At 41.6% G+C, this 22088-nt stretch carries 19 protein-coding genes; 7 read left to right on the top strand and 12 right to left on the bottom strand.

Translation table 11 applies throughout. The annotated features are described in order from the left end of the window. Positions 1–67 precede the first annotated feature (67 nt). Positions 68–769, top strand: a complete 702-nt coding sequence (locus NKR21_RS01525; RefSeq protein WP_012008825.1) for a LytR/AlgR family response regulator transcription factor — start codon at positions 68–70, stop codon at positions 767–769. A gap of 11 nt (positions 770–780) precedes the next feature. Continuing rightward, positions 781–1743 (top strand): sensor histidine kinase, encoded by a 963-nt coding sequence (locus tag NKR21_RS01520; protein ID WP_144457196.1) that lies wholly within the window; start codon positions 781–783, stop codon positions 1741–1743. 28 nt (positions 1744–1771) lie between these two features. Here the strand turns inward: NKR21_RS01520 and NKR21_RS01515 are convergent, their stop codons facing one another. After that, positions 1772–2701 (bottom strand): aldo/keto reductase, encoded by a 930-nt coding sequence (locus NKR21_RS01515; RefSeq protein WP_144457198.1) that lies wholly within the window; start codon positions 2699–2701, stop codon positions 1772–1774. A gap of 396 nt (positions 2702–3097) precedes the next feature. Between NKR21_RS01515 and NKR21_RS01510 the strand changes: the two genes are divergently transcribed. Further along, complete coding sequence (locus tag NKR21_RS01510) at positions 3098–4138, top strand: DUF4352 domain-containing protein (protein ID WP_144457200.1); 1041 nt, start codon at positions 3098–3100, stop codon at positions 4136–4138. A 54-nt stretch (positions 4139–4192) separates the two neighbouring features. Here the strand turns inward: NKR21_RS01510 and NKR21_RS01505 are convergent, their stop codons facing one another. The 3 genes from NKR21_RS01505 to NKR21_RS01495 form a co-directional block, all read right to left on the bottom strand. Then, complete coding sequence (locus tag NKR21_RS01505) at positions 4193–5278, bottom strand: SEC-C metal-binding domain-containing protein (RefSeq protein WP_119124362.1); 1086 nt, start codon at positions 5276–5278, stop codon at positions 4193–4195. 191 nt (positions 5279–5469) lie between these two features. Continuing rightward, positions 5470–6411: a response regulator gene (locus tag NKR21_RS01500; RefSeq protein WP_119124361.1), complete on the bottom strand. Its 942-nt coding sequence runs from the start codon at positions 6409–6411 to the stop codon at positions 5470–5472. A gap of 4 nt (positions 6412–6415) precedes the next feature. After that, the gene (locus NKR21_RS01495; RefSeq protein WP_012008819.1) at positions 6416–7702 is read right to left on the bottom strand and encodes an ATP-binding protein; all 1287 of its coding nucleotides are present in this window, start codon (positions 7700–7702) and stop codon (positions 6416–6418) included. Between the two features lie 516 nt (positions 7703–8218). Between NKR21_RS01495 and NKR21_RS01490 the strand changes: the two genes are divergently transcribed. Further along, positions 8219–9199 (top strand): glutaminase, encoded by a 981-nt coding sequence (locus NKR21_RS01490; protein WP_012008818.1) that lies wholly within the window; start codon positions 8219–8221, stop codon positions 9197–9199. Between the two features lie 30 nt (positions 9200–9229). Then, entirely contained in the window at positions 9230–10645 is a 1416-nt protein-coding gene (locus NKR21_RS01485; RefSeq protein WP_088000781.1) for an alanine/glycine:cation symporter family protein, read from the top strand. Positions 10646–10684: 39 nt separating this feature from the next. Here the strand turns inward: NKR21_RS01485 and NKR21_RS01480 are convergent, their stop codons facing one another. The 4 genes from NKR21_RS01480 to NKR21_RS01465 all read right to left on the bottom strand — a co-directional run bounded on the left by NKR21_RS01480 (position 10685) and on the right by NKR21_RS01465 (position 15081). Beyond that, complete coding sequence (locus NKR21_RS01480) at positions 10685–11545, bottom strand: alpha/beta fold hydrolase (RefSeq protein WP_144457202.1); 861 nt, start codon at positions 11543–11545, stop codon at positions 10685–10687. Between the two features lie 112 nt (positions 11546–11657). Next, positions 11658–12023, bottom strand: coding sequence for a VOC family protein (locus tag NKR21_RS01475; RefSeq protein WP_058015219.1), 366 nt, complete (start codon positions 12021–12023; stop codon positions 11658–11660). Between the two features lie 100 nt (positions 12024–12123). Next, complete coding sequence (locus NKR21_RS01470) at positions 12124–13506, bottom strand: amino acid permease (protein ID WP_012008814.1); 1383 nt, start codon at positions 13504–13506, stop codon at positions 12124–12126. 66 nt (positions 13507–13572) lie between these two features. Beyond that, entirely contained in the window at positions 13573–15081 is a 1509-nt protein-coding gene (locus NKR21_RS01465; protein WP_119124359.1) for a class I adenylate-forming enzyme family protein, read from the bottom strand. 255 nt (positions 15082–15336) lie between these two features. Here NKR21_RS01465 and NKR21_RS01460 point away from each other — a divergent pair, with 255 nt between their 5' ends. Then, the gene (locus NKR21_RS01460; protein ID WP_012008812.1) at positions 15337–15774 is read left to right on the top strand and encodes a MarR family winged helix-turn-helix transcriptional regulator; all 438 of its coding nucleotides are present in this window, start codon (positions 15337–15339) and stop codon (positions 15772–15774) included. 22 nt (positions 15775–15796) lie between these two features. Here NKR21_RS01460 and NKR21_RS01455 read toward each other — a convergent pair whose 3' ends face one another. The 4 genes from NKR21_RS01455 to NKR21_RS01440 all read right to left on the bottom strand — a co-directional run bounded on the left by NKR21_RS01455 (position 15797) and on the right by NKR21_RS01440 (position 20265). Continuing rightward, complete coding sequence (locus tag NKR21_RS01455) at positions 15797–16930, bottom strand: zinc-dependent alcohol dehydrogenase (RefSeq protein ID WP_012008811.1); 1134 nt, start codon at positions 16928–16930, stop codon at positions 15797–15799. 149 nt (positions 16931–17079) lie between these two features. Then, positions 17080–18102 (bottom strand): quercetin 2,3-dioxygenase, encoded by a 1023-nt coding sequence (locus NKR21_RS01450; protein WP_012008810.1) that lies wholly within the window; start codon positions 18100–18102, stop codon positions 17080–17082. Between the two features lie 80 nt (positions 18103–18182). Then, positions 18183–18746, bottom strand: coding sequence for a TetR/AcrR family transcriptional regulator (locus tag NKR21_RS01445; protein ID WP_119125668.1), 564 nt, complete (start codon positions 18744–18746; stop codon positions 18183–18185). A gap of 37 nt (positions 18747–18783) precedes the next feature. Further along, positions 18784–20265: an amidase gene (locus NKR21_RS01440; protein ID WP_186299653.1), complete on the bottom strand. Its 1482-nt coding sequence runs from the start codon at positions 20263–20265 to the stop codon at positions 18784–18786. A gap of 186 nt (positions 20266–20451) precedes the next feature. Here NKR21_RS01440 and NKR21_RS01435 point away from each other — a divergent pair, with 186 nt between their 5' ends. After that, positions 20452–22065: a S8 family peptidase gene (locus NKR21_RS01435; protein ID WP_224925924.1), complete on the top strand. Its 1614-nt coding sequence runs from the start codon at positions 20452–20454 to the stop codon at positions 22063–22065. The last annotated feature ends 23 nt before the right edge of the window (positions 22066–22088 follow it).

The raw sequence follows: 22088 nt of genomic DNA, 5'->3' as shown, positions 1-22088 counted from the left end.
AATGATCTATTTTTAAAAAACAAATGGTAAAATAGACAAATAATAAGAAGAGTCATAGGTGATTTTTATGATAAAAGTAGGTCTCGTTGACGATTACCGAGTAGATTTAGAAAAGCTGCATGCCATTGTAGGCAGAATGGAGGCTGTGGAGATTGTCTTTGTCACGCAGTCAGCAGAGGATGCATACGAGAAGGTCAAAAAAGGAGATATTGATCTGTTGTTCGCAGACATTGAAATGCCCGGAATGTCTGGTTATGAATTAGCGGATCTCATTCACTCTCATGCACTGAATGTCGATGTTGTCTTTGTGACAGGAAACAGCGGATATGCGGTCCATGCGTTTGATTTAAATGTTCATGATTATATTATGAAGCCCTACCAAGCTGATCGAATTGCCAAATCCTTAGAGCGCTACATGTCCACCAAGCAGGAGAAAAGCATACATGGACGGCTTCTCATTAAGCAGCAGTCAGATATTCACGTGCTGCAAAAGAAGGATGTCATTTTTGTTGAGCGAACAGGCAGGTCAACCACCATTGTCACAACAACAGGAGATATCCAGACATATCAGACACTAAACGAGTTAAAGGGCGATCTAGCTGAAAAAGATTTTATCCGCTCTCACCGATCGTTTATCATCAATATACATTACATTAAGAACTTCTCGGCGTATGCCAAAAATTCATTTATCGTGTCTTTTGAAGGTACAGATAAAAAAGCCATGATGACCAAGCAACAATTAGAATACTTTAAGAAATATTATTTTTAAGGAGAACGATCGTGAACGCTTTCTATCTTGGATTCCGCATATATGCTCTCATATGGCTAGGTCTCGCGTTTCATGCAGTAGCTGAAATTTTTCTGCCGCTATCATTAGGAGCGCTGTGGCTGCTCACTTTTTGTCTCATTGGTCTTTATACATTTTTCATATACAAAAAGTTTTTGCCTCATGTAAGTCGTTATGTAATGTTGGGTGCTTTTGTGCTCTTTACCTGTGCAGGTCTTTCCCTTTTTCTGACGCAAGGAAATGGATGGAGCTCTCTTTTGGTTTTTGTGATCATCATGACAGCAGATATCCTTTCATTGAAGATGATGCAGACGGAGAGACGGTTAAATGGGCGGCTTCAAGAGCTGATCAACGCAGAATCAAGAACCAATGAATTGTTGCTTGAGCTGCGCAGTAAACATCATGAAACAGCTAGACATTTAAATGCCTTTTCTGCGTCGAACGAAGAGCATGAGATCAAGGATTTGATTCAGCAATACGTCAAACATTTCCCTTGGATGAAAGGAGAAAATGCTTATTTGGCCTCAACTCTGCATTCCTTTTTTCAACGGGCTGAAAAAGAGGACATCGACCTTTCTCTAGACCTTCAAGCGCCTTTTTCATCGCTTCCTTTTTCTAAGGCGGATCAGGTTAGCTTTACTGGAAACTTGCTTGATAATGCTCTAGACGCAGCGATTGAAGCGAAGCAAGCCGGAAAAGAGGGTAGCATCTCGATTACGACCTCTATTCGGAGCGGGCTCTTTTTAATCCATTGTGAGAACAGCACAAAAGGAATGGAAAAACATGTGTTAGACCATTTGTTCAAAAACTTTGGACGCTCGACAAAAGGCGGTAATCATCAAGGAATGGGGACGTATATCATTCATCAGCTTGTTAAAAAGGCAGACGGTACTCTTGATTTCACTTACCGTTCTCCATATTTGCGACTTGTCATCAAAATCCCCCTCACGACATAAAAAAGGTGCAGCTAAGCACCTTTTTTTATTAAGAGAAAATCTGGTCAATTTGATTGATTTCTTCTTTTGTTAATTGAACGTCGTTTGTTTTGAGGTTTTGCTGAACTTGCTCAGCTCGTTTTGCACCTGGAATAATGGCATCAATGCCGTCCTGTGCTAAAAGCCAAGCGAGTGCGACGTGTGCCGTTTCGGCGTTCTTAGATTGTGCAATTGCCTTTAGCTTGTCTACTTTTTCGAGATTTTGAAGGAACGCCTCACCTTGGAAAAGCGGATCTTTTGCTCGAATATCATCAAATGTCGCATCCTTCGTAAATTTACCAGTCAACAAACCTGACGCCAACGGGAAATAAGGAATAAAGGAAATACGATGCTCGACGCAGTAAGGGAGAAGATCCTTTTCTGCCTCACGTTTCAGCAAAGAATATTCCGACTGAAGCACATCTAAGTAGCCATCTCGATTAAAGGCTTGAAGCTGTTCAAAATCAAGGTTAGATGCACCAATCGCCCTGATTTTCCCTTCATCCTTCAATTCCTTTAATGTGCCTGCTACTTCTTCCAGCGGCGTCCGGCCGTCCGGGAAATGCATATAGTATAAATCAATATAATCTGTTTTCAGTCGTTTCAGGCTATTTTCGACCTGCTCTCTTAAGAAATCACGGCTGTTATCCAATTCAATTTGTCCGTTTACTTCTTTATGAGCCCCTTTTGTCGCAAGGACAAGGTTTTCTCTACCGCCTCTTTTGGCAATAATCTCACCAATCAATTCCTCTGAACGGCCTAGCCCATAAATAAAAGCAGAATCTAAGAAATTGACACCTTGATCAAGAGCTGTCTCCACAAGCTCTCTTCCGGCATCTTCACTCAGGTTCGGGAACAAATTATGTCCACCCACCGCATTCGTACCAAGCCCTATCGGATTCACCTGTAAATTAGTTCGTCCAAGCGTTGCCTTTTTCAAAAGCTCATCTCCCTTATCTGCTTAATCATCCTTATTTTCCCACGATTCCTTTTCAACATTCAAGTATCCTGCTCTCTGAAGCAGTAACACCCTCATCTCAAGATTTTTACCTAAAAAACATTTAAAACAGATAATAAATCTACAAATTAATTCTTATTGACCGGTATTTTAGACTTACAATTTTCCTTTTATTATTGATTTTCGTATCAATTTCTTTCAAAGATAGGGACTAAAACCTATTCCTCAGCATGATTAAATTTCGATAGAATGAAAAGTGCAAATCGTCATAAGGAGATTTTCCCCTGTAACACCCGAATATACCATCCTATCTGTTTCTTTTCTCATAGTCAGATAGCGGGAATGAAATGACGAAAGAAAAGCAAAGGAGCATTAACTGTGAATCTTAAAAAAATAAGCGCACTCCTCATGATTTCATTCGTGATGATCATCTCTGCAGCTTGCCAGAGCTCAGCAAAATCAAGCAACGCTGATCAAAAATCAACAAAAAAAGCAGAGGTAAAAGTCGATAGCTACGAATATACGTTACCAGAAGACTCATCAACTACGCTAAGAGACAATGAATTGGTACTAAAAGTCAACCTGACGATTACAAACAAAGGCGACAAAGCTCTCTCATTATATAGCTCTGACTTCTCCCTTTATCAGGACGATGCCAAAGTATCTGATTTAAAATTTTACGGCAGTAAAGACCGTCTTGACCTTGGTTCATTGAACAAAGGAAAATCACAATCAGGTGCTCTTTATTTCCTAGTAGACAAAGGGAAGAAATATCAGTTCGTGTACCAAGACAGCATCAAGAAAAACAGTGATTCGATCGAAATCAGCCTAGATGGAAACAAAATATTGGATACAGCAAAAAAGCTGGATAACCCTGCAAAAGCGCTATCCGCTTATACGGATATCATTGTGTTTGACAAAAAGAACGATCAATTTGCAGATTTAACGGGCGACAATCAATCCGATGTCGTGAATAAATACCACGATATGTTCGTAAAAGACTTCAAAAGAACCGCCGGAATGTACGGCAATGAAGTAAGTGACCGTGATATTCTGTCGATGTACAAACGGATTCAAGACACCATGAAGGATAAAACCAAAGTAGAAACAAGTGTACAAACCATCTCTAATGACGAGGCGAAGGTTGTCGCTCAAGTAACAGGCATTGATGCTACTAACTTAAAAGACAAACTAGACAAGCAAAGAGACGAGTTTTACAACGGCAAGATCGGCTCTAAAGAAGAATTGTATAAGAAAAGCTTAAACTTGTACGCATCTGAATTCGAGATGCTTCCCCCAGTCTCCAGCCCGACTGAATACGAAGTGAAAATGAAACGTAATGGGGATGGTCAGTGGAAAATTGACCTCAACGATTACAATACATCCCAGTACATGAGTGGTTTTATTAAAACAAGATAATCATGAACTAAAAAAAGACGCTGGCCCAATGAAGGTGCCGCGTCTTTTCTTATACTATACCGTCGCCTCTTGTTCTTCTTTCACCGCTTTTTCGATATCTTTAAAACGGCTTGATACAGTAGACGCACTAATGCCATACTTTTTCGCTATTTGCGCTTGAGAAAGCGGGGCATCGCTTGCAAGTGAATGAATGTAATATTCGATTCCCGCAGCAAATGATGCTGCTTTACGGATCACAGGTGATTTCTGATCACAATAGGCTTTCCACACAGTTAACGCGCCATCAGTCAGGCTTTGGTCCCCGTGTTCCTTCATTCCGTCTTCAATCAGCTTAGCTGTTTCCAGTTGAACGTCACTTGCCCAGTCCATGCGTTCTGCTGTTAGGCCCGTATCGCCTTCTGTTTGAGCAGATGTTTCTGATTCTTCTACTTCTTGCTTTGCAAACATGCACTCCAACACGTCAGGGAATGATTCTCTCATAAATGTGTTGCGCGTTCCTCCATTTGCCTCATATGCTTCAACAAGCTGACGAACTTGAAGAAGAAGCGTATCTGTAAACTCTTTCGCAAACATTGTATATTGAATGAAAAACTCTGCTTTTTCTTCAAATTGAACAGGGAATCCAAGCACGAGACTTCCCTTTTCAGGCAGCACTGTTTGATCCGGTTTTACATCTACTTCAACCTTTTCAGCTGTCACCATATTCTCAAAGTAAAGAGACTCGTCCGTTTTTTCATTTAATAAAAGCAAAGATGGTTCCATGTCTGTCCATGATTGAACCACTTGTTTTGTTTTCGGACGGGTAATATCTTCCGCTTTCTTTGTCAGGAATTCTTGGAAGATGGTTTCTTTCTGGTCCGTTAATGGACGGAAAAAGATGCCCCATACACTCAAATGAAAGACCGAGATTTGTTGCGTTTCTTTATCCATATCTGCAAGAAAAGAAAACTCATTAATGAATTGATTGATGGCTCTCTGATGTTTAGAGAATGCATAATTCATTAAATCCTTTTGAACTTGTACAGCTTCCTTAAACACAAGCTCAGACGTTTGTTCTCCGCCTGACTTTTGACCACAGCAATGTTTATATTTTTTTCCGCTTCCGCATGGGCAGAGCGCATTTCGTTTAATTTTTCCCAAAATAAAACCTCCGACATTCTAGTCTAACCTCACTATTTTAACAAACGTTTGCACAAGAGAGTTTTATTTTCAAGAAAAAAGAAAAATCAGAATCATCAGTTAAATGATAAAGATACATAAACATCACGAAAGATCATAGAAATAGCGGTCTTTTTCTGTTTATTTTCTCCAATCATTCCAATAGATTTTCTTCAGCTCATTCCCTCAAATAACTGCTTTGCTTCAAAATAAAAAATTTGAACAAACTTCTTCGTATTGACTCTGCCCGTTGATCCTGCGGATGGAGAGGTCTTCTGCATTTCTTTCATTCTTTGACTGACATCTGTAAAGTCAAAAAACTTTGACGCATAGTGCTCAAACTTAGGATTCGAGAAATCTGTTAATCCTAGTGAAGCAAAATGATTCAAGGAATGATGAATAGCGCGTCTAATCCGCTGCTCTGCCGCTTTCACTTCTCTCATCACTTCGACATCGGTTGCCCCGTGATCTAGCTTCCTCTCCGCCGTTTTGATAAAGAGCTGCTTTAATGGCGGGAAATTGACCTCATGAGAATTGGCTGACTGTGTTTCATGTAGGTAGATCAGGATCTCTAGTAAATCCTTAGATCCACTCTCTCCAACAATTCCTAGTTCAGATAAAAGAAATTCCCCCGCCTCTTTCATCGTCCTTTTCTTCAAACCAGTACCCGTCGTATGATGAGAAATAACAGGCTCTAGCGGTAGCACATGGCGAAGGGACGCTTGAATATCATAAATCGATTTCTCCAGCTTGATCCGCTCGATGACTTTCCGGATCACACTGACGATCTCAATCCGATTGACAGGTTTATGAATATAATATTCGATCCCTAATTCATAGGCTTCTGCCATCATCTCTTTCGCCTCTACTTGGGAAATCATCATGATTTTGCCTTTGAATTCAGGGTGAATATGACGTATGGTTTGAATGCCATCTCTAGCAGGCATCAAAAGGTCAATCATAAGGATGTCTATTTTTTTTAGGTTCAATGAATGTGCCTCTAATCCAACTCCGTCATCGGCTTCATCCACGACCTCACCCAAATCTTCATCCTCAATGATTTGGCCTAAAATCGAGCGTATTGCACGATCATCATCTGCAATGAAAAATCGCATACACTCACCCTCTCTGTATTAAATTTTGTATAGGAAGGATTAGCTGAAAAGCTGTTCCTTTAGTTTCTCTTTGTTCGATTTTAATTTGACCGCCAAGCTCTTTAACCAGCTCTTTCACATAGGATAATCCAATCCCAGTTGATGGTGTTCCATATGCATCAAATTTGGAAGTATAGCCTGGATCAAATACTATGTCTCTCATTTTTTCTGGAATCCCCGGGCCATCATCTTCAATCCGAATCTCTATTTTATCATGACTTCCTTTCAATACGAGTGAGATCATTCCGTTACCCTCTATGGCTTCAACCGCATTTGCCATTAAATTATTAATGAGCGATAAGAAAATGAATACATGATAATCATGCAAATGAATGCCTCTTATATCAGATGTAAAGGAGATGTTTTTCCCTAGAGAGAGCGCATACTTTTCTTGAATGCGGAGGACAATTTGAACAAGCTCTTCCGCCTTCATATAGTCTTGCATATTTTCCTTAGAAATCAGCTTAGAAAGCCCAGCATAAATACGCTGATTGTCCTTTTTCACTTCATGGATTTCTCCTGCGAGCTTCAACAGTTCTTGACTCACTTCCTTACCTGCTTCGTGTTCATAAAGAAGACGATACAGCCTGTATGATTCTTGCGTAATATGCTCTGTATGTTTTAACGTTTTCTTTAAATGAACCGTTTCTTCATATAAATTAGAAATGACCATCATCATATGCTCATTTTGTTTCATGATTTGCTTCTCTCTAGATTGTGCCTCATACAGCTTCATCATATTAAAAAAGCTGATCACCACAAAACTGTGAGCAAATGCAATGAGAAACATATCACTCAGCTTTGATAACGTCATCGTCGTATCAAATACTAAATATTGTACAAATAGCTCAACAAAATCAGCCAATAATTCAATTATTAGACCAATGATGCCAATAAAAATAGAGCGCTGTTTAAAACGTCCCGTACGGACGGCAAAGAACAGGAATGCATATGTAAAATAGAAAAAGAAACTTGGGAATTGCTGATAAAATGATGCGGCGAAACCAGCATGATGCTGAATTAAATCTAAACCTACTCGAAAAAGCACGATGGCTGCGCCTGTTAAAAATCCGGGCAAGAACGGTCTTGATTTTCTTAAGAGTAATAAACAAAAGAAAAACGCAGGTGCGCCAAAGCTGATCCGGAACGTTTCATTCACAGGATAAAACTTCAGTTCTCCTGCAAGTGGCACAATCACCACCATGAAAATTAATATGAATGCGTCTTTTTTAACAAGCTGGTTTAAACTCAAATGACTGACATCCCTTCCCCTTTTTGCATAGCCACAGTATACAAGGAGACTCTTTTCTTCACAATGTACAAAAAATAATTTTCACAGCTGCGTATTTCCCCAAAATCCTTTTTTATGACTATTCACCGAGATGGCATGGTGACCTTTCAGCTATTCAGCATGTTGGTGATTGTCTACAATAATGGGAATTGTTTAGACAATCATCGACAAATCGATTTTTATTTGTAAGTTTTTCTGTAGATTTTCGTCAGATTGTGTAGTTTCCAAGATAAATTGAATAAATAATTTTAGTGAAACTATATGTAAGCGTTTTCTTCATTTTCACTAAAAACCCTTTTTGTTTTCTCGCCGCCAAAGCCTTCATTTGAACATATATTTAGGTGTAAAGGAGTGGTACAAGCAGCGCATGACAAGTTCTTTGAAGATGTGTAACATGTTTTCGTGCCTATTTGATCGCATTTTTTGTCATCCGCCAATTCAATAGGGTACTTTTTGATTTTTGATTGGAGGAATCGTATGAAAACAGCAATTTCTAATAATACACAACACGCATGCCAGTCTTCTGTTGATCAATGGGCAGAAGAAATTCGTCCGTATTACAAAAATGGACAAAACGCTGGCTACATTCCAGCACTCGGAAAAGTGAATTCCTCTCAACTTGGTATCAGCGTGATAGGCCCAGATGGATCATCTGTACGATATGGTGATTGGGACGTTCCCTTTACCCTGCAAAGTATCTCAAAAGTCATCAGCTTTATAGCTGCCTGTTTAGGAAGAGGCGTTCCTTACGTCTTGGATCGGGTAGATGTAGAGCCAACTGGTGATGCATTTAATTCCATCTATCGTCTTGAGATGCATAAACCAGGGAAGCCCTTTAATCCAATGATTAATGCTGGAGCTATTACCGTATCCTCCATCCTTCCCGGAAAGACTTCTACAGAAAAGCTAGCATATATTTTCGATTTAATCGAAAACTTAATAGGAAAGCGTCCATCTGTTAATGAAGAGGTTTATCAATCAGAATGGGCAACTGCGCACCGTAACCGTGCTCTTGCTTATTACTTAAAAGAAACCAATTATTTAGAATCAGATGTCGAAGAGACATTAGAAGTGTACCTAAAGCAATGTTCCATCGAGGTCACAACAGAGGACATCGCCTTGATTGGACTCATTATTTCAAGTGATGGGTACCATCCCTTTAAACAAGTCCAAGTCATCCCAAAAGATATCGCAAGACTAACAAAGGCATTGATGCTGACATGCGGCATGTATAATGCATCTGGTAATTTTGCTGCTTTCGTAGGCGTACCAGCCAAAAGTGGCGTGTCTGGAGGAATTATGGCTTGCGTTCCGCCAAGCGCAAGAAGAGAATTCCCATTTCAGACAGGCTGTGGAATCGGTATTTATGGTCCCGCCATTGACGATTGTGGTAATAGTATTACCGGTGTTATGATGCTGAAAAAGCTCGCCAAAGAGTGGGATCTCAGTATTTTTTAAGAAATAGGATGAATTAGAAGAGGTGATGTTATGAATGGTTTATTAACAACAACAAATGGTTTTCTATGGTCATATATTATTGTTGCACTATTAATTATTGTCGGCCTTTATTTCACATTCAGGTCTCGTTTCCTTCAAGTGCGTATGCTTAAGGAAATGGTGATTGTTCTGAAAGAAGGAACAAATAAACAAAAATCTGGCGTATCACCGTTCCAAGCCTTTGCTATTAGTATGGCGGCTCGGGTTGGAACTGGGAACATTACTGGGATTGCGATCGCAATTGCCATGGGTGGTCCTGGCGCTATTTTTTGGATGTGGATCCTAGCCATTATTGGTTCTGCGTCAAGCTTTGTTGAAAGCACGCTTGCCCAAGTATATAAAGTAAAGGATGCATCAGGCTTTCGCGGTGGTCCGGCCTACTATATTGAAAAAGGCTTAAAGAAACGCTGGATGGGGATTTTGTTTGCTGTATTAATCACCATTTCTTTCGGTATTGTCTTTAATGCTGTACAGTCAAACACCATTACCATTGCTTTTGAAAATTCATTTGGCACAAATCGTTTGCTCGTAGGCGTCATTATGGCAATTGGATTTAGTATCATCATTTTCGGTGGGGTCAAAACGATTGCCAAGATGGCAGAATACATTGTGGTCTTCTTAGCTGTCGCTTATATTGGTATTGCTCTTTTTGTTATGATTACAAACATTACTGAACTGCCTGGTGTTATCCAAACGATTATTTCACACGCATTCGGTATTGAGCAGTTTGCAGGTGGTACCATGGGTGCCGTCATTATGGAAGGGATCAAACGGGGTCTATTCTCAAACGAAGCTGGGATGGGTAGCGCACCAAACGCTGCTGCAGCTGCCGTGACGAGCCACCCTGTAAAGCAAGGATTGATCCAAGCATTTGGTGTCTTAATTGATACACTGATTATTTGTACAAGTACTGCCTTTATCGTTCTTTTCTCAAGTGCATATAAAACGACAAAATTAACAGGTATTGAGCTTACTCAAGCATCTTTGAGTGAACACATCGGTCCTTGGGCTTCTGGTGTTCTTGCCATTATGGTTTTCTTATTTGCGTTTAGTACGCTGATCGGGAATTATTACTATGGTGAAACGAACATTGAGTTCCTTAAATCAAGCAAAGCCTGGTTGATTGGATACCGTATTGCGGTCATTGCCATGGTTTTATTCGGTGCTGTAGCAAGTGTTCCTTTTGTTTGGAATCTTGCCGATCTGTTTATGGGCTTAATGGTCATCGTTAACCTTATTGCCATTACCATGCTGTCCAAAGTCGCCTTTGCAGCATTAAAGGATTATTCACGGCAGAAAAAAGAGGGGAAAGATCCAGTCTTTTATAAAAATGCCGTTCCAAACAATGAGAACATTGAATGCTGGGACGATGAACCTGCTTCGTTGAAAAAGAATCATATTGGGTAAATCACAAAAGCTCTGGTCCTCTGACCAGAGCTTTTTTCTTTAGTTCAAAAATTCGAGGATGAGTTTGTTTACTACTTCTGGCTTTTCATGATTGATCCAATGAGAAGCATCATCGACAAAAATCAGTTGACCATTAGGGCATATCTTCATCGTTTCCTTCGCTAGCTTTCTACTTAAATACTTGTCTTCCATCCCCCAGATCATGCGTACAGGTACTAAAATGCGCTTTGATATCGGCTTTTCAAAGCCTCCCTTTTTGATCGCACGATACCAATTCAGCATTGAGGTCATGGCACCTGGCTGCGTCCAAGCCAGTTTATAGCTTGATACATCTTCCTTCGTGAACAAATGGGGTCTTGCAGTCAGTCCAATGGCTTCATCCAGCTTTTGAAAGTGATTTTCTTGGAGTGCTGCCTCTGGCACATTCGGAAGCTGAAAGAAAGCAATGTAGGAGCTTTTCTTCCACTGTGGTGGATAAAACGGAAGAACCTTCATCATCACCCGCGGATGCGGCATGTTGACAATGATGAGCTTCTCTACATATTGAGAACGTGTAGATGCTAAATGCCAAGCAACTGCTCCGCCCCAATCATGACCACCTACAATCGCCTTTTGATTCCCACTAAGCGTCTTAATCAGCCCTACGATATCATCTCTCAATTGATCTAATACGTAGGATTCGATTCCTTCTGGCTTATCACTTAGATGGTAGCCCCTTTGATCAGGAACGACGACACGATAGCCTGCCTCGGCCAGGGGCATGATTTGGTTCTTCCAGCCGTACCAGAACTCAGGAAATCCGTGCAGCAGTATGAGCAGCGGTCCATCCTCAGGTCCAGCCATTGCTGTGTGAAGTGTTACACCGTTTGTTTGGATTGATTGAAATTCAATTTGCTCCATCCCTTTGCCACCTTTCTCCTTGTTCTTTTATTCTTCCAACATAGCATATTTTCCATTTTTCAGAAAATAAAAGCACTCCCAAAAAAACCTTCACGAAGGTGAAGGTCTTAGTTTATTTCATATAATTCAGCACCCAGATCAACCCATTTTTGCGGTCCTGTACTTGTCCGTGAAGTGCCCCAAAGAACGTATCCTGTAATTCAACCAGTACATCTCCATCAGCTTCTAGCGCTTCATATACAGCCTTTAGTTCTTCTTCATTGTCAAACTGCATAATCAATCTGAGATGTTCGGGCTTTGGTGTGCGGCCAAACGTATCTGAAAAGTGAAGCAATGATTCTCCAAGGTGCAGTTCCGCATGTAGCACACGATCTTGATGTTCATTTAGAATATGAATATCACCACCAAAAATCCCTTGATAATATTGAAGAGATTCCTTCACATCGTCTACCACAATATAAGGACTAACACTAATCATATCCCTCATCCTCCTCTTGTTCCGTCCATCTTCTCTTTTATAGCTTATCCCAAATCGTATGAAAAAAGGCACAAATCGTCAACGGATTTGCACCTTTTTCTCATGAAGATTTCGCTAATTCACTATGTTTGTTTGAATACGCTGCGTACATGACGACACCGATTAACAGCCAAACTCCAAAATAAAGCCACGTGCGGCCTGGTAAATTGAGCATAAGGAACAAGCAGCAGCCCATTGAAATAATCGGCAGGACTGGCACAAAAGGAACCCTGAATCCCCTCTCAAGCTGTTGATGGGTCTTTCTCAAAATAAGCACAGATAAACTCACCATGGCAAACGTCAATAAAGCACCGATATTCGCTAAATTAGACAAGTCCTTTAAATCAATAAACCCTGAAATAACAGCTGTCATGCCGCCAATCATCCATATACTTGCAACCGGCGTATCGCTTTTGTTTGTCTTCGAAAACACTTTAGGCAAAAGGCCGTCTCGTCCCATCGCATAGGCAATTCGAGTTGCTGCATAATTATTGGCGAAAATCACAGCCATCAATCCAATAACCGCACCGACAGAAATAATACCGGCTACACTATTTTGATGTACACTTTGCAGGACATAGGACATAGCCTCTGTGACATTCAGTTTTGTATAGTGCACCATACCTGTCATAATCAAACAAACGACAATGTAAATGATCGTGCAAATGAGTAACGAGCCAATAATGCCAATTGGCAGGTTCCGCTGCGGATTTTTCACCTCTTCCGCAGAAGCAGAAATCGCATCAAATCCTAAGAAGGCAAAAAATACAGCAGCAGCACCGGCAATGACGCCTTCTGCACCAAACGGCATGAACGGCTGCCAATTGGCTGGCTGTACATAAAATCCGCCTACTACAATGAAAAGAACAATAATACCGAGTTTCACAAACACCATGATATTATTGAATTTTTTACTTTCCTTCGTTCCTCTTGATAAGATCCACGCAATCAGTAAGGCAATGATAATGGCTGGCAGATTCATATATCCGCCTTGTTCGGGCCCCGCTAAAAATTGATGGGGAATCGAAATTCCAAACCCCTCAAGCAAGCTGTTGAAATAGCTCGACCAGCCACTGGCGACAGCCGAAGCAGTCAACATATAGACGGACAATAACGTCCATCCCATTAGATGCCCGATCAGCTCCCCCATCGTTGTATATGAATAAATGTACGCACTGCCGAATACAGGAAGCGCTGAAGCCATTTCTGCATAGCAAAGTGCTGCCAAACTACACACAATCGCTGCGATGGCAAAGGAGAAAATGACAGCTGGTCCTGCATCCTTAGCCGCTGTAATTCCAGTTAACACCATGACCCCCGTGCCGATCACTGCTCCTATACCAAGGAGCGTGAGATCGAGCCCGCCCAGCGTTTTCTTTACCTTTTGCTGCCTGCTCTGTTCTAACAAGTCGTGAATGTGTTTCTTACGAAGAATATGTCGCAAACCCTTTCCCTCCAAAACGTTAGAAAAACAAAAAATCACTCAAATTTCATTATAGCAGAATAGGTACTACGCATTCACAACCAATTCACGTAAATCTTTCTTCATGATTTTACCAAGCTTGTTTTTTGGCAGCTCCTGTGTGAAATGAATGGAGGGCACTTTGTAATCTGCCAAACGTTCCTGGCAATAGTTCACCACATCTTCTTCGCAAAAATCGACGGAATCGTCTTTTACGATATACGCACTTGGCACTTCACCATATAATTCGTCCGGTACCCCAATAACAGCTGATTCAATCACACCTGGAATTTGATCAATGACTTCTTCTACTTGGTCAGGATAGATATTATCCCCGCCGTAAAGAATCACATCTTTGTATCTACCTGTGATGAAAAGAAAACCGTCTTCATCTAAATATCCTGCATCTCCCATATGGAACCAGCCATCTTTGAGTACCTTCTCTGTAGCGTCAGGCTGATGATAGTAGCCTAAGAAATAAAATGGGCTTCTCATGACGACTTCACCAATTTCTCCAGCTGGCAATGTCTCGTCTGTCTCAGGGTGCACGATTTTCACTTCTACATCTGGATCCACTTTACCCGCAGAGCCCATTTTATCCTCGCCCATCGCTGGATGCCACGCACTCACAACCCATGCTTCCGTACTTCCATAGCCATGCATCATCTGAATGCCTACTTCTTTGTAATCTTTAATTAAGCGTACCGGCACCTTCGTACCGCCAGAAATTGCAATTTCAAAAGATGAGAGATCGTACGAACCGCGTTTCATTTCTTCTAGCATGTACGTGTAAGCTGATGGGAAAGCCATCATGAACGTAATTCTTTCTTTCTCAATCGTTTCTAAAATGCGTTTCGGTGTAGCATCATGTAAAAAGACAAGTGTATACCCTTCAATCGCGGCTGCAATCAGGTGATTAATTGAACTCATATGATACAACGGATGACTCGCCAAGTATCGTTTTCCTTTCAGATCGAATCCTCGATTCCCACGTCTTGTTAAAAATTGATAGATTCGCCCATGTCCGACCATACATCCTTTTGGATTGCCTGTTGTTCCAGAGGTGAATAAAATCATCGCTAGATCCTCTTCTGATACCTCTACAGCAAGGTTACTGCCATCATTTGATGCCAAAATGTCTTCAAACAGCTGTGTTGTTTTCGCATTGACACCGGATTCCACCATCAGGCAATCTTCTAAAGATACATTCACTGCCGCAATGATGTCACGGAATTCACGGTCAAAAAATAAAGCCTTTGGTTCTGCTTTTTTCAAAATACCTTCCAACTCAAAGGAAGTAAGCTGCCAGCTAAGCGGAACTGCTACTGCACCTGCTTTGATGGCTGCCAGCATAATCGTTGAAAAGTGGTGATGGTTTTGGCAAATAAAGCAAACACGGTCCCCTTTTCGAATCCCCTTTTGATTCAGGTAGTGAGCAAGCTGGTCAATGCGCTTTGCATATTCTTCAAATGTATAAGACACACCCCCGCCAGTTACCGCTTCAATTTGTGAAGAGCGTTCCATTCTGTCGTTAAGTAATGCCTGTAATGTATTCAATATCTTCATCTCCAAACGTTTGATTTACAATAGCCAATTTCCAGTGAATGGGTTGGCAGATTTTATCTCATTCACATTCTAAAATAAAACCAGCTGAAAGTAAAATCATTTCATTTTGGAATTGTTCTTTATATTAATTGATAATACAGGTAATTTTATAGCCGTTTTCCATGTTGGTTTAAATGATGATAACTATTATGATAAGATAGACCTAGTAATTGATCGGGAAATGCAATAGGAAAAGAGGTATGGAGAATGCAACATTTCGAGCTAGAGGCAAGTTTATTAGACCATGCGCTGACAAAGTATTTAAAAGCGACGAAACAAATAGATGAAGAGAACATCCCGAAAAACGTCACGAATGTGAAAGGGTTTATTTTACGCATCATTTATCGTCATCAATCATGTACTGTGAAAAATATTCTACAGGAAGTTTCATTATCTCCCTCTGCAACAACAACCGCTCTCAATCACTTAGAAGATGAAGGGCTCATTATCCGCTCTCGAAATAATAATGACCGTCGTACTGTATGGATTGAACTCTCTGAATCTGGTGAACAAATTGCAAAACAAATGATCGACAACCGCCAATTGCTTGTCAATCAGCTGTTCAACCACCTTTCAGAAGAAGATAAAAAAACATTTTTTGAATTAATTGAAAAAATGATGGACGAGCATACATTAAAGGCTTAGGGAGAAACCTAAGCCTTCTTTTTTATGGCTTTAAAATGACCTTTATACAATCATCCTTCTTATCATTAAATATGTGATACGCATGAGCGGCATCATCTAACGGCAATTGATGTGTGATGATCGCTCTAGGATCAATTTCGCCAGTTGTCACTTTTTGATAGAGCTTTGACATGTAGCCTCTCGCCGGAGCCTGTCCCATTTTCAGGGTGACGTTTCTTGCGAAAAAGGCGCCTAATGGGAACATGTTATATAGGCCACCGTACACACCCGTCATCTGCACCGTTCCACATTTGCGGACGGCTTTTGTGGCAATTTGAATGGGTCCGATTGTTCCACCTTGCAGTTTGAGCTTCTGCTCAATTTTTTCAAGCGGTGACTTCTTCCCGTCCATTCCCACACAGTCGATTACAACATCGGCTCCGCCCTTGGTCAGCTCCTTTAACGTTTCTCCCATGTCGGGATCTTCTGTAAAATCAAATACTTCTACACCGCTCATCTGTTTTGCATGTCGCAGACGGTAATCAATGTAATCGACCGCAATCACACGTTCTGCCCCTTTTTGCCATGCAAATTGCTGCGCCATTAGTCCAACAGGTCCACAGCCTAACACAATGACCGTATCACCTTTTTTCACACCAGCATGCTCAACACTCCAGTAGGCAGTTGGAAGAACATCCGATAAGAACAACAATTGTTCATCCTCCAGCTCACAATCATCTGGGATCTTAAACGGAGTGTAATTGCCAAAAGGCACGCGTAAATATTCTGCCTGTCCTCCAGGATAATTGCCATATTTCTCACTATATCCAAAAAGTCCACCCGAATCGTAGTGCGGGTTTGAGTTGTCGCATTGACTTTCTAAGTGGTGATGACAATATTGGCATTGCCCACATGCAACGGTAAATGGAATAACGACACGGTCTCCCTTTTTTACTGCCGTAACATCCGGGCCAACTTCCTCCACAATCCCCATTGGCTCATGCCCAATCACATAGCCGATTGGAAGCGGGAAATTCCCCTGATACAAATGTAAATCAGATCCACAAATGGCTGTTGATGTTATTCGGATGATCACATCTTCCCGATCTTGAATCGATGGCGCATCTACTTTCTTCACTGCAATGCTATTTTTCCCTTGGTACGTAACAGCTCTCACACGCATTTCCTCCTTTAGCGAAATCATCTGTACATAGCTTCACCTTAAATGGACGGTTCATGCATCAGATCAGGAATCCTTGAAAAACAAAAAAGCCCGTCGATCGGTTCGACAGGCGTTTATTCAATCATGTGTAACGCGTTACATATTTATCCTTTTTCAATAAAGACCAAATCATATTGAGAAGAAGTCTCTCGATCGATCATCAAGTTCCCTTCTTGAATAAAATAAGGACATATACTCGGGCTTTGCGCTTCTTCAAACTGCTCATACAACTGCTCAATCTTTCCCGGGAGCAGCAAAAGTAAAAATTTATTAGAATGAGACACAAATTCATAAGAGTGAACCGTATACGGCGGTATATAGGCAAAGTCACCTGGCATCAGGCATATATCCTCTCCGTTCAACTGAAGATTCATTTTTCCCTCAACGCAATAGAGTGCTTCTGTATGTACTTGATGATAATGCGGGGGAAAATATTTTCCTTTCGCGCCTTCGATTACAAAATGAGTGAACCCGCCTCCAGTTGTTTCTGTTGTTGCGATCAACTCATGTAGCTGACCATCCACAATATATTGCTTCCCTTCACCAGCCTCTAATACGTAAGGCTGCACCGCCTGAGGGAGCAGACTATGAAATAAAACGGAGGGCTTTGTTGTATTGGACAGCTGCCGGATACCATGCATCAATATGAGATCGCTTTCTTTTTCAGCTTGTTCAAAGCTAGCTGCATCGAAAGCAAGATCGGTCATCGGCCATTCGTTCCGCTTAAGCTTTTTCCCAATTTGCTGATAGACATCTGTCATTTTTCCGCCCAACGTATATGAAATAAATCGTGTTTTGTGACTATGCATTCTGTAGCCATGGATTGTTTTGGGCGGGATATGAATATAATCGAAGGCTGTGACCATATATTTTTTACCGTCCAAGATCACCTCAAGCTTTCCTTCCAGCACAAATATGGTTTCAAATAAGTGCTCATGACAGTGAAGTGGAAAATAAGCTCCTTTCCCACCTGTGATTAAGACAAGCTCAAACAGCTGATTCGTTTGATTTGCTTCTGCCAGCACATGAACAAGCTGATTTTCCAGCCCATACAGTTTCCCTGAACCAGACACGGTATAAAAAGAGGTACCTTCGGATTGCTTGATCGATTGCGGTTGCTCCGACATCCCATCACTCCTCATGACGAATTGACTATCTTTATTATATAGACCAATTGATATAATAGATAGACAATATGCGAGAGATTTTACTCATCTCGCATAAATAAGTGTCTAAGGTAACATTTCACATGTTCTAACGGGGTCGTTTGTTTGAGTGTTGTGGTCATCGATAGACCCCCAATCACCATTGAATGAAGGAGAGAAGCCAACTCATCCGCTTTGTTTTCTTCATATCCGCTGTTCATGAGCTTTTCTTTCACAAGCTTTTGCCAGCGGATCATCTCTTGTTTACATGCAGTATGAAGCTGCGTATGTTCTGGCTTGGATTCTGCCGCCAGTAAGACAATCGGAATCCCTCTTTCATTTTCCTGCTCCGTAAATCCTCGGATGATGTTTGTCATAAAACACTCGATGGCGAGATAAGGATCGTCCGAATAGGCAAAGCTTTCTTCAATTCGATTGATGACCTTTTGACTAATATATTCAACGGCTGCTATGGCTAGCTCTTCTTTTCCGTTTGGAAAATAATAATAAAGAGATCCTTTAGGCGTGCCGCTCTCTCTAATGATTTGATTCAATCCTGTCGCATGATACCCCTGTTTGCGCAAAAGAAGTGCGGCCGTTTGAATAATTCTATCCTTCGTACTCACGTGTGACACTCCTTTCCCTCCATAGACAAATGTCGTTTCAACGTATAAGTTGATTTGTTCCTTTCCAAATCGAGGATGTTTCCATTTCTGCTGCAAGTCGAAGCAGCCAATCCTCTTTCCCCTTAGGTGCTGTGACCTGTACACCTAAGGGCATGCCCGCCTCAGTAAGATGAACAGGGACGCTCATAGAAGGCTGACCCGTTAAGTTGGCAAGCTGTGTAAATGGTGTGTAGGTCAAACTCTTTAAGAACATGTCATAAATGAGATCCTGCTGCGCTTGCATTGAGAGAGATGACACACGTAAAAGTTGAGTGATTTCTTCTTTCGAATGCATCAACTCACCAACCTTAGGAGCTGAATAGGCAGTCGCTGGTGTCACAAAGAGATCATAGGTTTGATGAAATGACGCCATTTGTGCAGCCGCCATATCCCATGCATCAAGGCTTTCTGTGTAAGCAGCAGCGGTTACGTTCTTGCCAGCCTCCGCCAACACCCAAGCCACGATGTCTGTTTCTTCTGGATTGACTGGACGTCCTAATGAACGATTCAAGGACATGAATAGTGCAGACATTTCTCCGCTGTTCATGACATAGTATTGCTGCATCAGATGAATCCCATCGATTGCCGGTTTGGCTTCTTCTACTTGGTGCCCTTGATCACTCAGCCATTTCACTGTTTGCTGCACCGCCTGCTTCGCTTCCTCGCTGACCTTCGTACCTACTGGAGATTCTACACTGTAAGCAATTCGCATAGAAGATGTCCGTTTCACTAGATCTTCTTGATAGCTGCCGGCGTATAATGGCGTTTGGAAAGCAGCTTCAGGCTGAATGACTTGAAGCAGATCAAGAAGGGCTGCACTGTCCCTCACTGTTTTTGTAAGTGTAAAGTCAATGGATGCCCCTTGCCACTGCCTTCCTGCACCTGGTCCTACCGGCGTTCTTCCTCTTGTTGGCTTGAGACCGAACAACCCTGTAAAGGATGCTGGAATCCGGATGGACCCACCGCCATCACTCGCTCCACCAGCAGGTACGATGCCGCTTGCAACAGCTGCTGCCGTCCCGCCACTTGAACCGCCAGGGGAATAGTCAGGATGCCAAGGGTTTCTCGTTGGACCATGTAAAGCAGGTTCTGTAACATTCCTTAATCCGAATTCTGGTGTGTTTGTATGACCCACCATAAGAAATCCAGCCTGCTTCAATCGCTGGACAAAATGGGAGTCCGTTTTTGCCTTTACATCCTTTAACAATGCAGCACCAGCTGTCAGCGGTTCATTTTCCAGCCCTTGCGATATATTTTTCAGTACAAAAGGAACACCCGCAAACGGCTGATCCGTATGTAATGTCTTCATTTCTTTTACTACTTGATCTTGTCTTGTCTGAGTCAACGCATTTAGTTCAGGATTGACCTCATTCAATCTAGCAAATGCAGCTTGTACAAGCTCGTCTGGCGTTACCTGCTTATTCCGTACAAGTGCTGCCAAGCCTGTCGCATCGTACGTCATATACTCTTTTACGTTCATCAGCATATCCTACTTTCTCTTATTATGATCTCTCTATTGTCTACTAGTTTTATATGAATTTCAATTTCAGGTTACTTGTAAAAAAACTTTCTGACAAACATTATGATTCTTCTAACCATCCTTCCCATTTCTCCGATATAATAGAGAAAAAAAGACGGAGGTCATCGTATGCAAGGGGCTATCGCCTTGAAAAAGAAAATCGTCGTAGTCATCGCGTTTCTTCTTGCGTTGTCAACTGCTTTGCCTTACCATTCGCAGGCAGCTGCACCGCCAAAAGAAACAGATGTCATCATCGTCTATAAAAACCAAAAAGGAAAACAAACAGCTATTGAAGAAAGTGAAAAGGTGAACGCACAGTACATACATCTTCCCGCTGTCGCTGTGACAGCAGATGAACAAGCGGTCACGTCACTCAAACAAGACCCCAACATCGCGTATGTCTCAAAAAACATAAAGGTCAAACTCGCTTCTTCTACGATGAAGCAAACCGCTGCCGCTACTGGTCAGAATTTTTTGGTTCAACAATCTTACAATCTGCAAAAGCTGAATGTAAAGCAAGCGATAAAAGAAGGCGTGACAGGGAAAAATGTGAAAGTTGCCGTTTTAGATACTGGCATTTCTCCACATGAGGATCTAAAGGTATCCGGCGGTAAATCATTTGTGAAGTACACAACTTCCTATAAAGATGATCAAGGGCATGGTACACATGTCGCAGGTACAATCGGTGCGCTCAATAACGATTACGGCACAGTCGGCGTCGCTTCTGGCGCGAAGCTGTATGCTGTAAAAGTGTTAGATAAAAAGGGAGAAGGCGACTTGTACAGCCTGCTTCGAGGAATCGATTGGGCCATTAGCAACAAGATGGATATTATGAATTTAAGTCTAGGTTTTGAAGACAATATCCCTATTTTGCGTTCAGCAGTGGATGAAGCATACAAAAAAGGACTGCTTGTGGTCGCTGCAAGCGGGAATGATGGGAAGAAGAATTTTATTAGCTACCCTGCCGCTTACAATAGTGTCATTGCCGTTTCTGCAACGAATGAAAAGGATAAGCTCGTTTCTCTCTCAAATACAGGGAAAGGCATTGAATTTTCTGCCCCAGGAGAGAAAGTCATTAGCACTTATTTAAAGAATGAATATTGGTATGCAACAGGTACATCGCAAGCTGCACCTCATGTCACAGGCATGCTGGCACTGTTGAAACAGCTTCATCCGAAGAAAACAAATGTACAGCTTCGCACTTTATTGCGCAGCTATACAGTGGATCTTGGCGCAAAAGGAAAGGATCCACAATTCGGCTATGGCCGCGTGCAATATATTCCCCAGTCTAGCTTTTTGAAGACTGCGACTAGCGCTGTCAAAACAGCCGAAACGTCTAAAAAGCAGGCAGATGTCAATCAAGCCAAAACGAGAATTGGCCGACTCACTGCAAGTAAACAAAAAACAGCACTCACCGAACGGGTGAAAAAGGTACAAGGAACCATTGATATCCGCTCCGCACGTGCAAAGGTTCAAACAGCCGAAAAAAGCAAAACACAAGGTGCCATTAAAAGCGCCCAAACGGCTATCAAAAAGCTAAACAAAGGCAAAGAAAAAACAAGCCTGCAAAACCGGCTCGACAAAGTTAAAAAACAGTTGGCCTATCAAAAGAAAGTAACAGACGCCAAACAAAAGGTGAAAAAAGCAGAAGCCAAACGAACAAAGAAAACAAAAGCAGCAGCGCAAACCGCTGTGAAACAGCTAAAAGCTTCTAAAACGAAAACAAGTTTACAAAAACGATTGAACCGGATTAAGGTGTAACAGAAAAAAACGATTCCTCGCTT

Origin of the sequence: Bacillus sp. 1735sda2, assembly GCF_024159245.1 — a bacterium.
Taxonomy (GTDB): domain Bacteria; phylum Bacillota; class Bacilli; order Bacillales; family Bacillaceae; genus Bacillus; species Bacillus pumilus_O.
The sequence above is the reverse complement of the archived record's forward strand: the minus strand, read 5'-3'. Positions and strand labels throughout refer to the sequence as shown.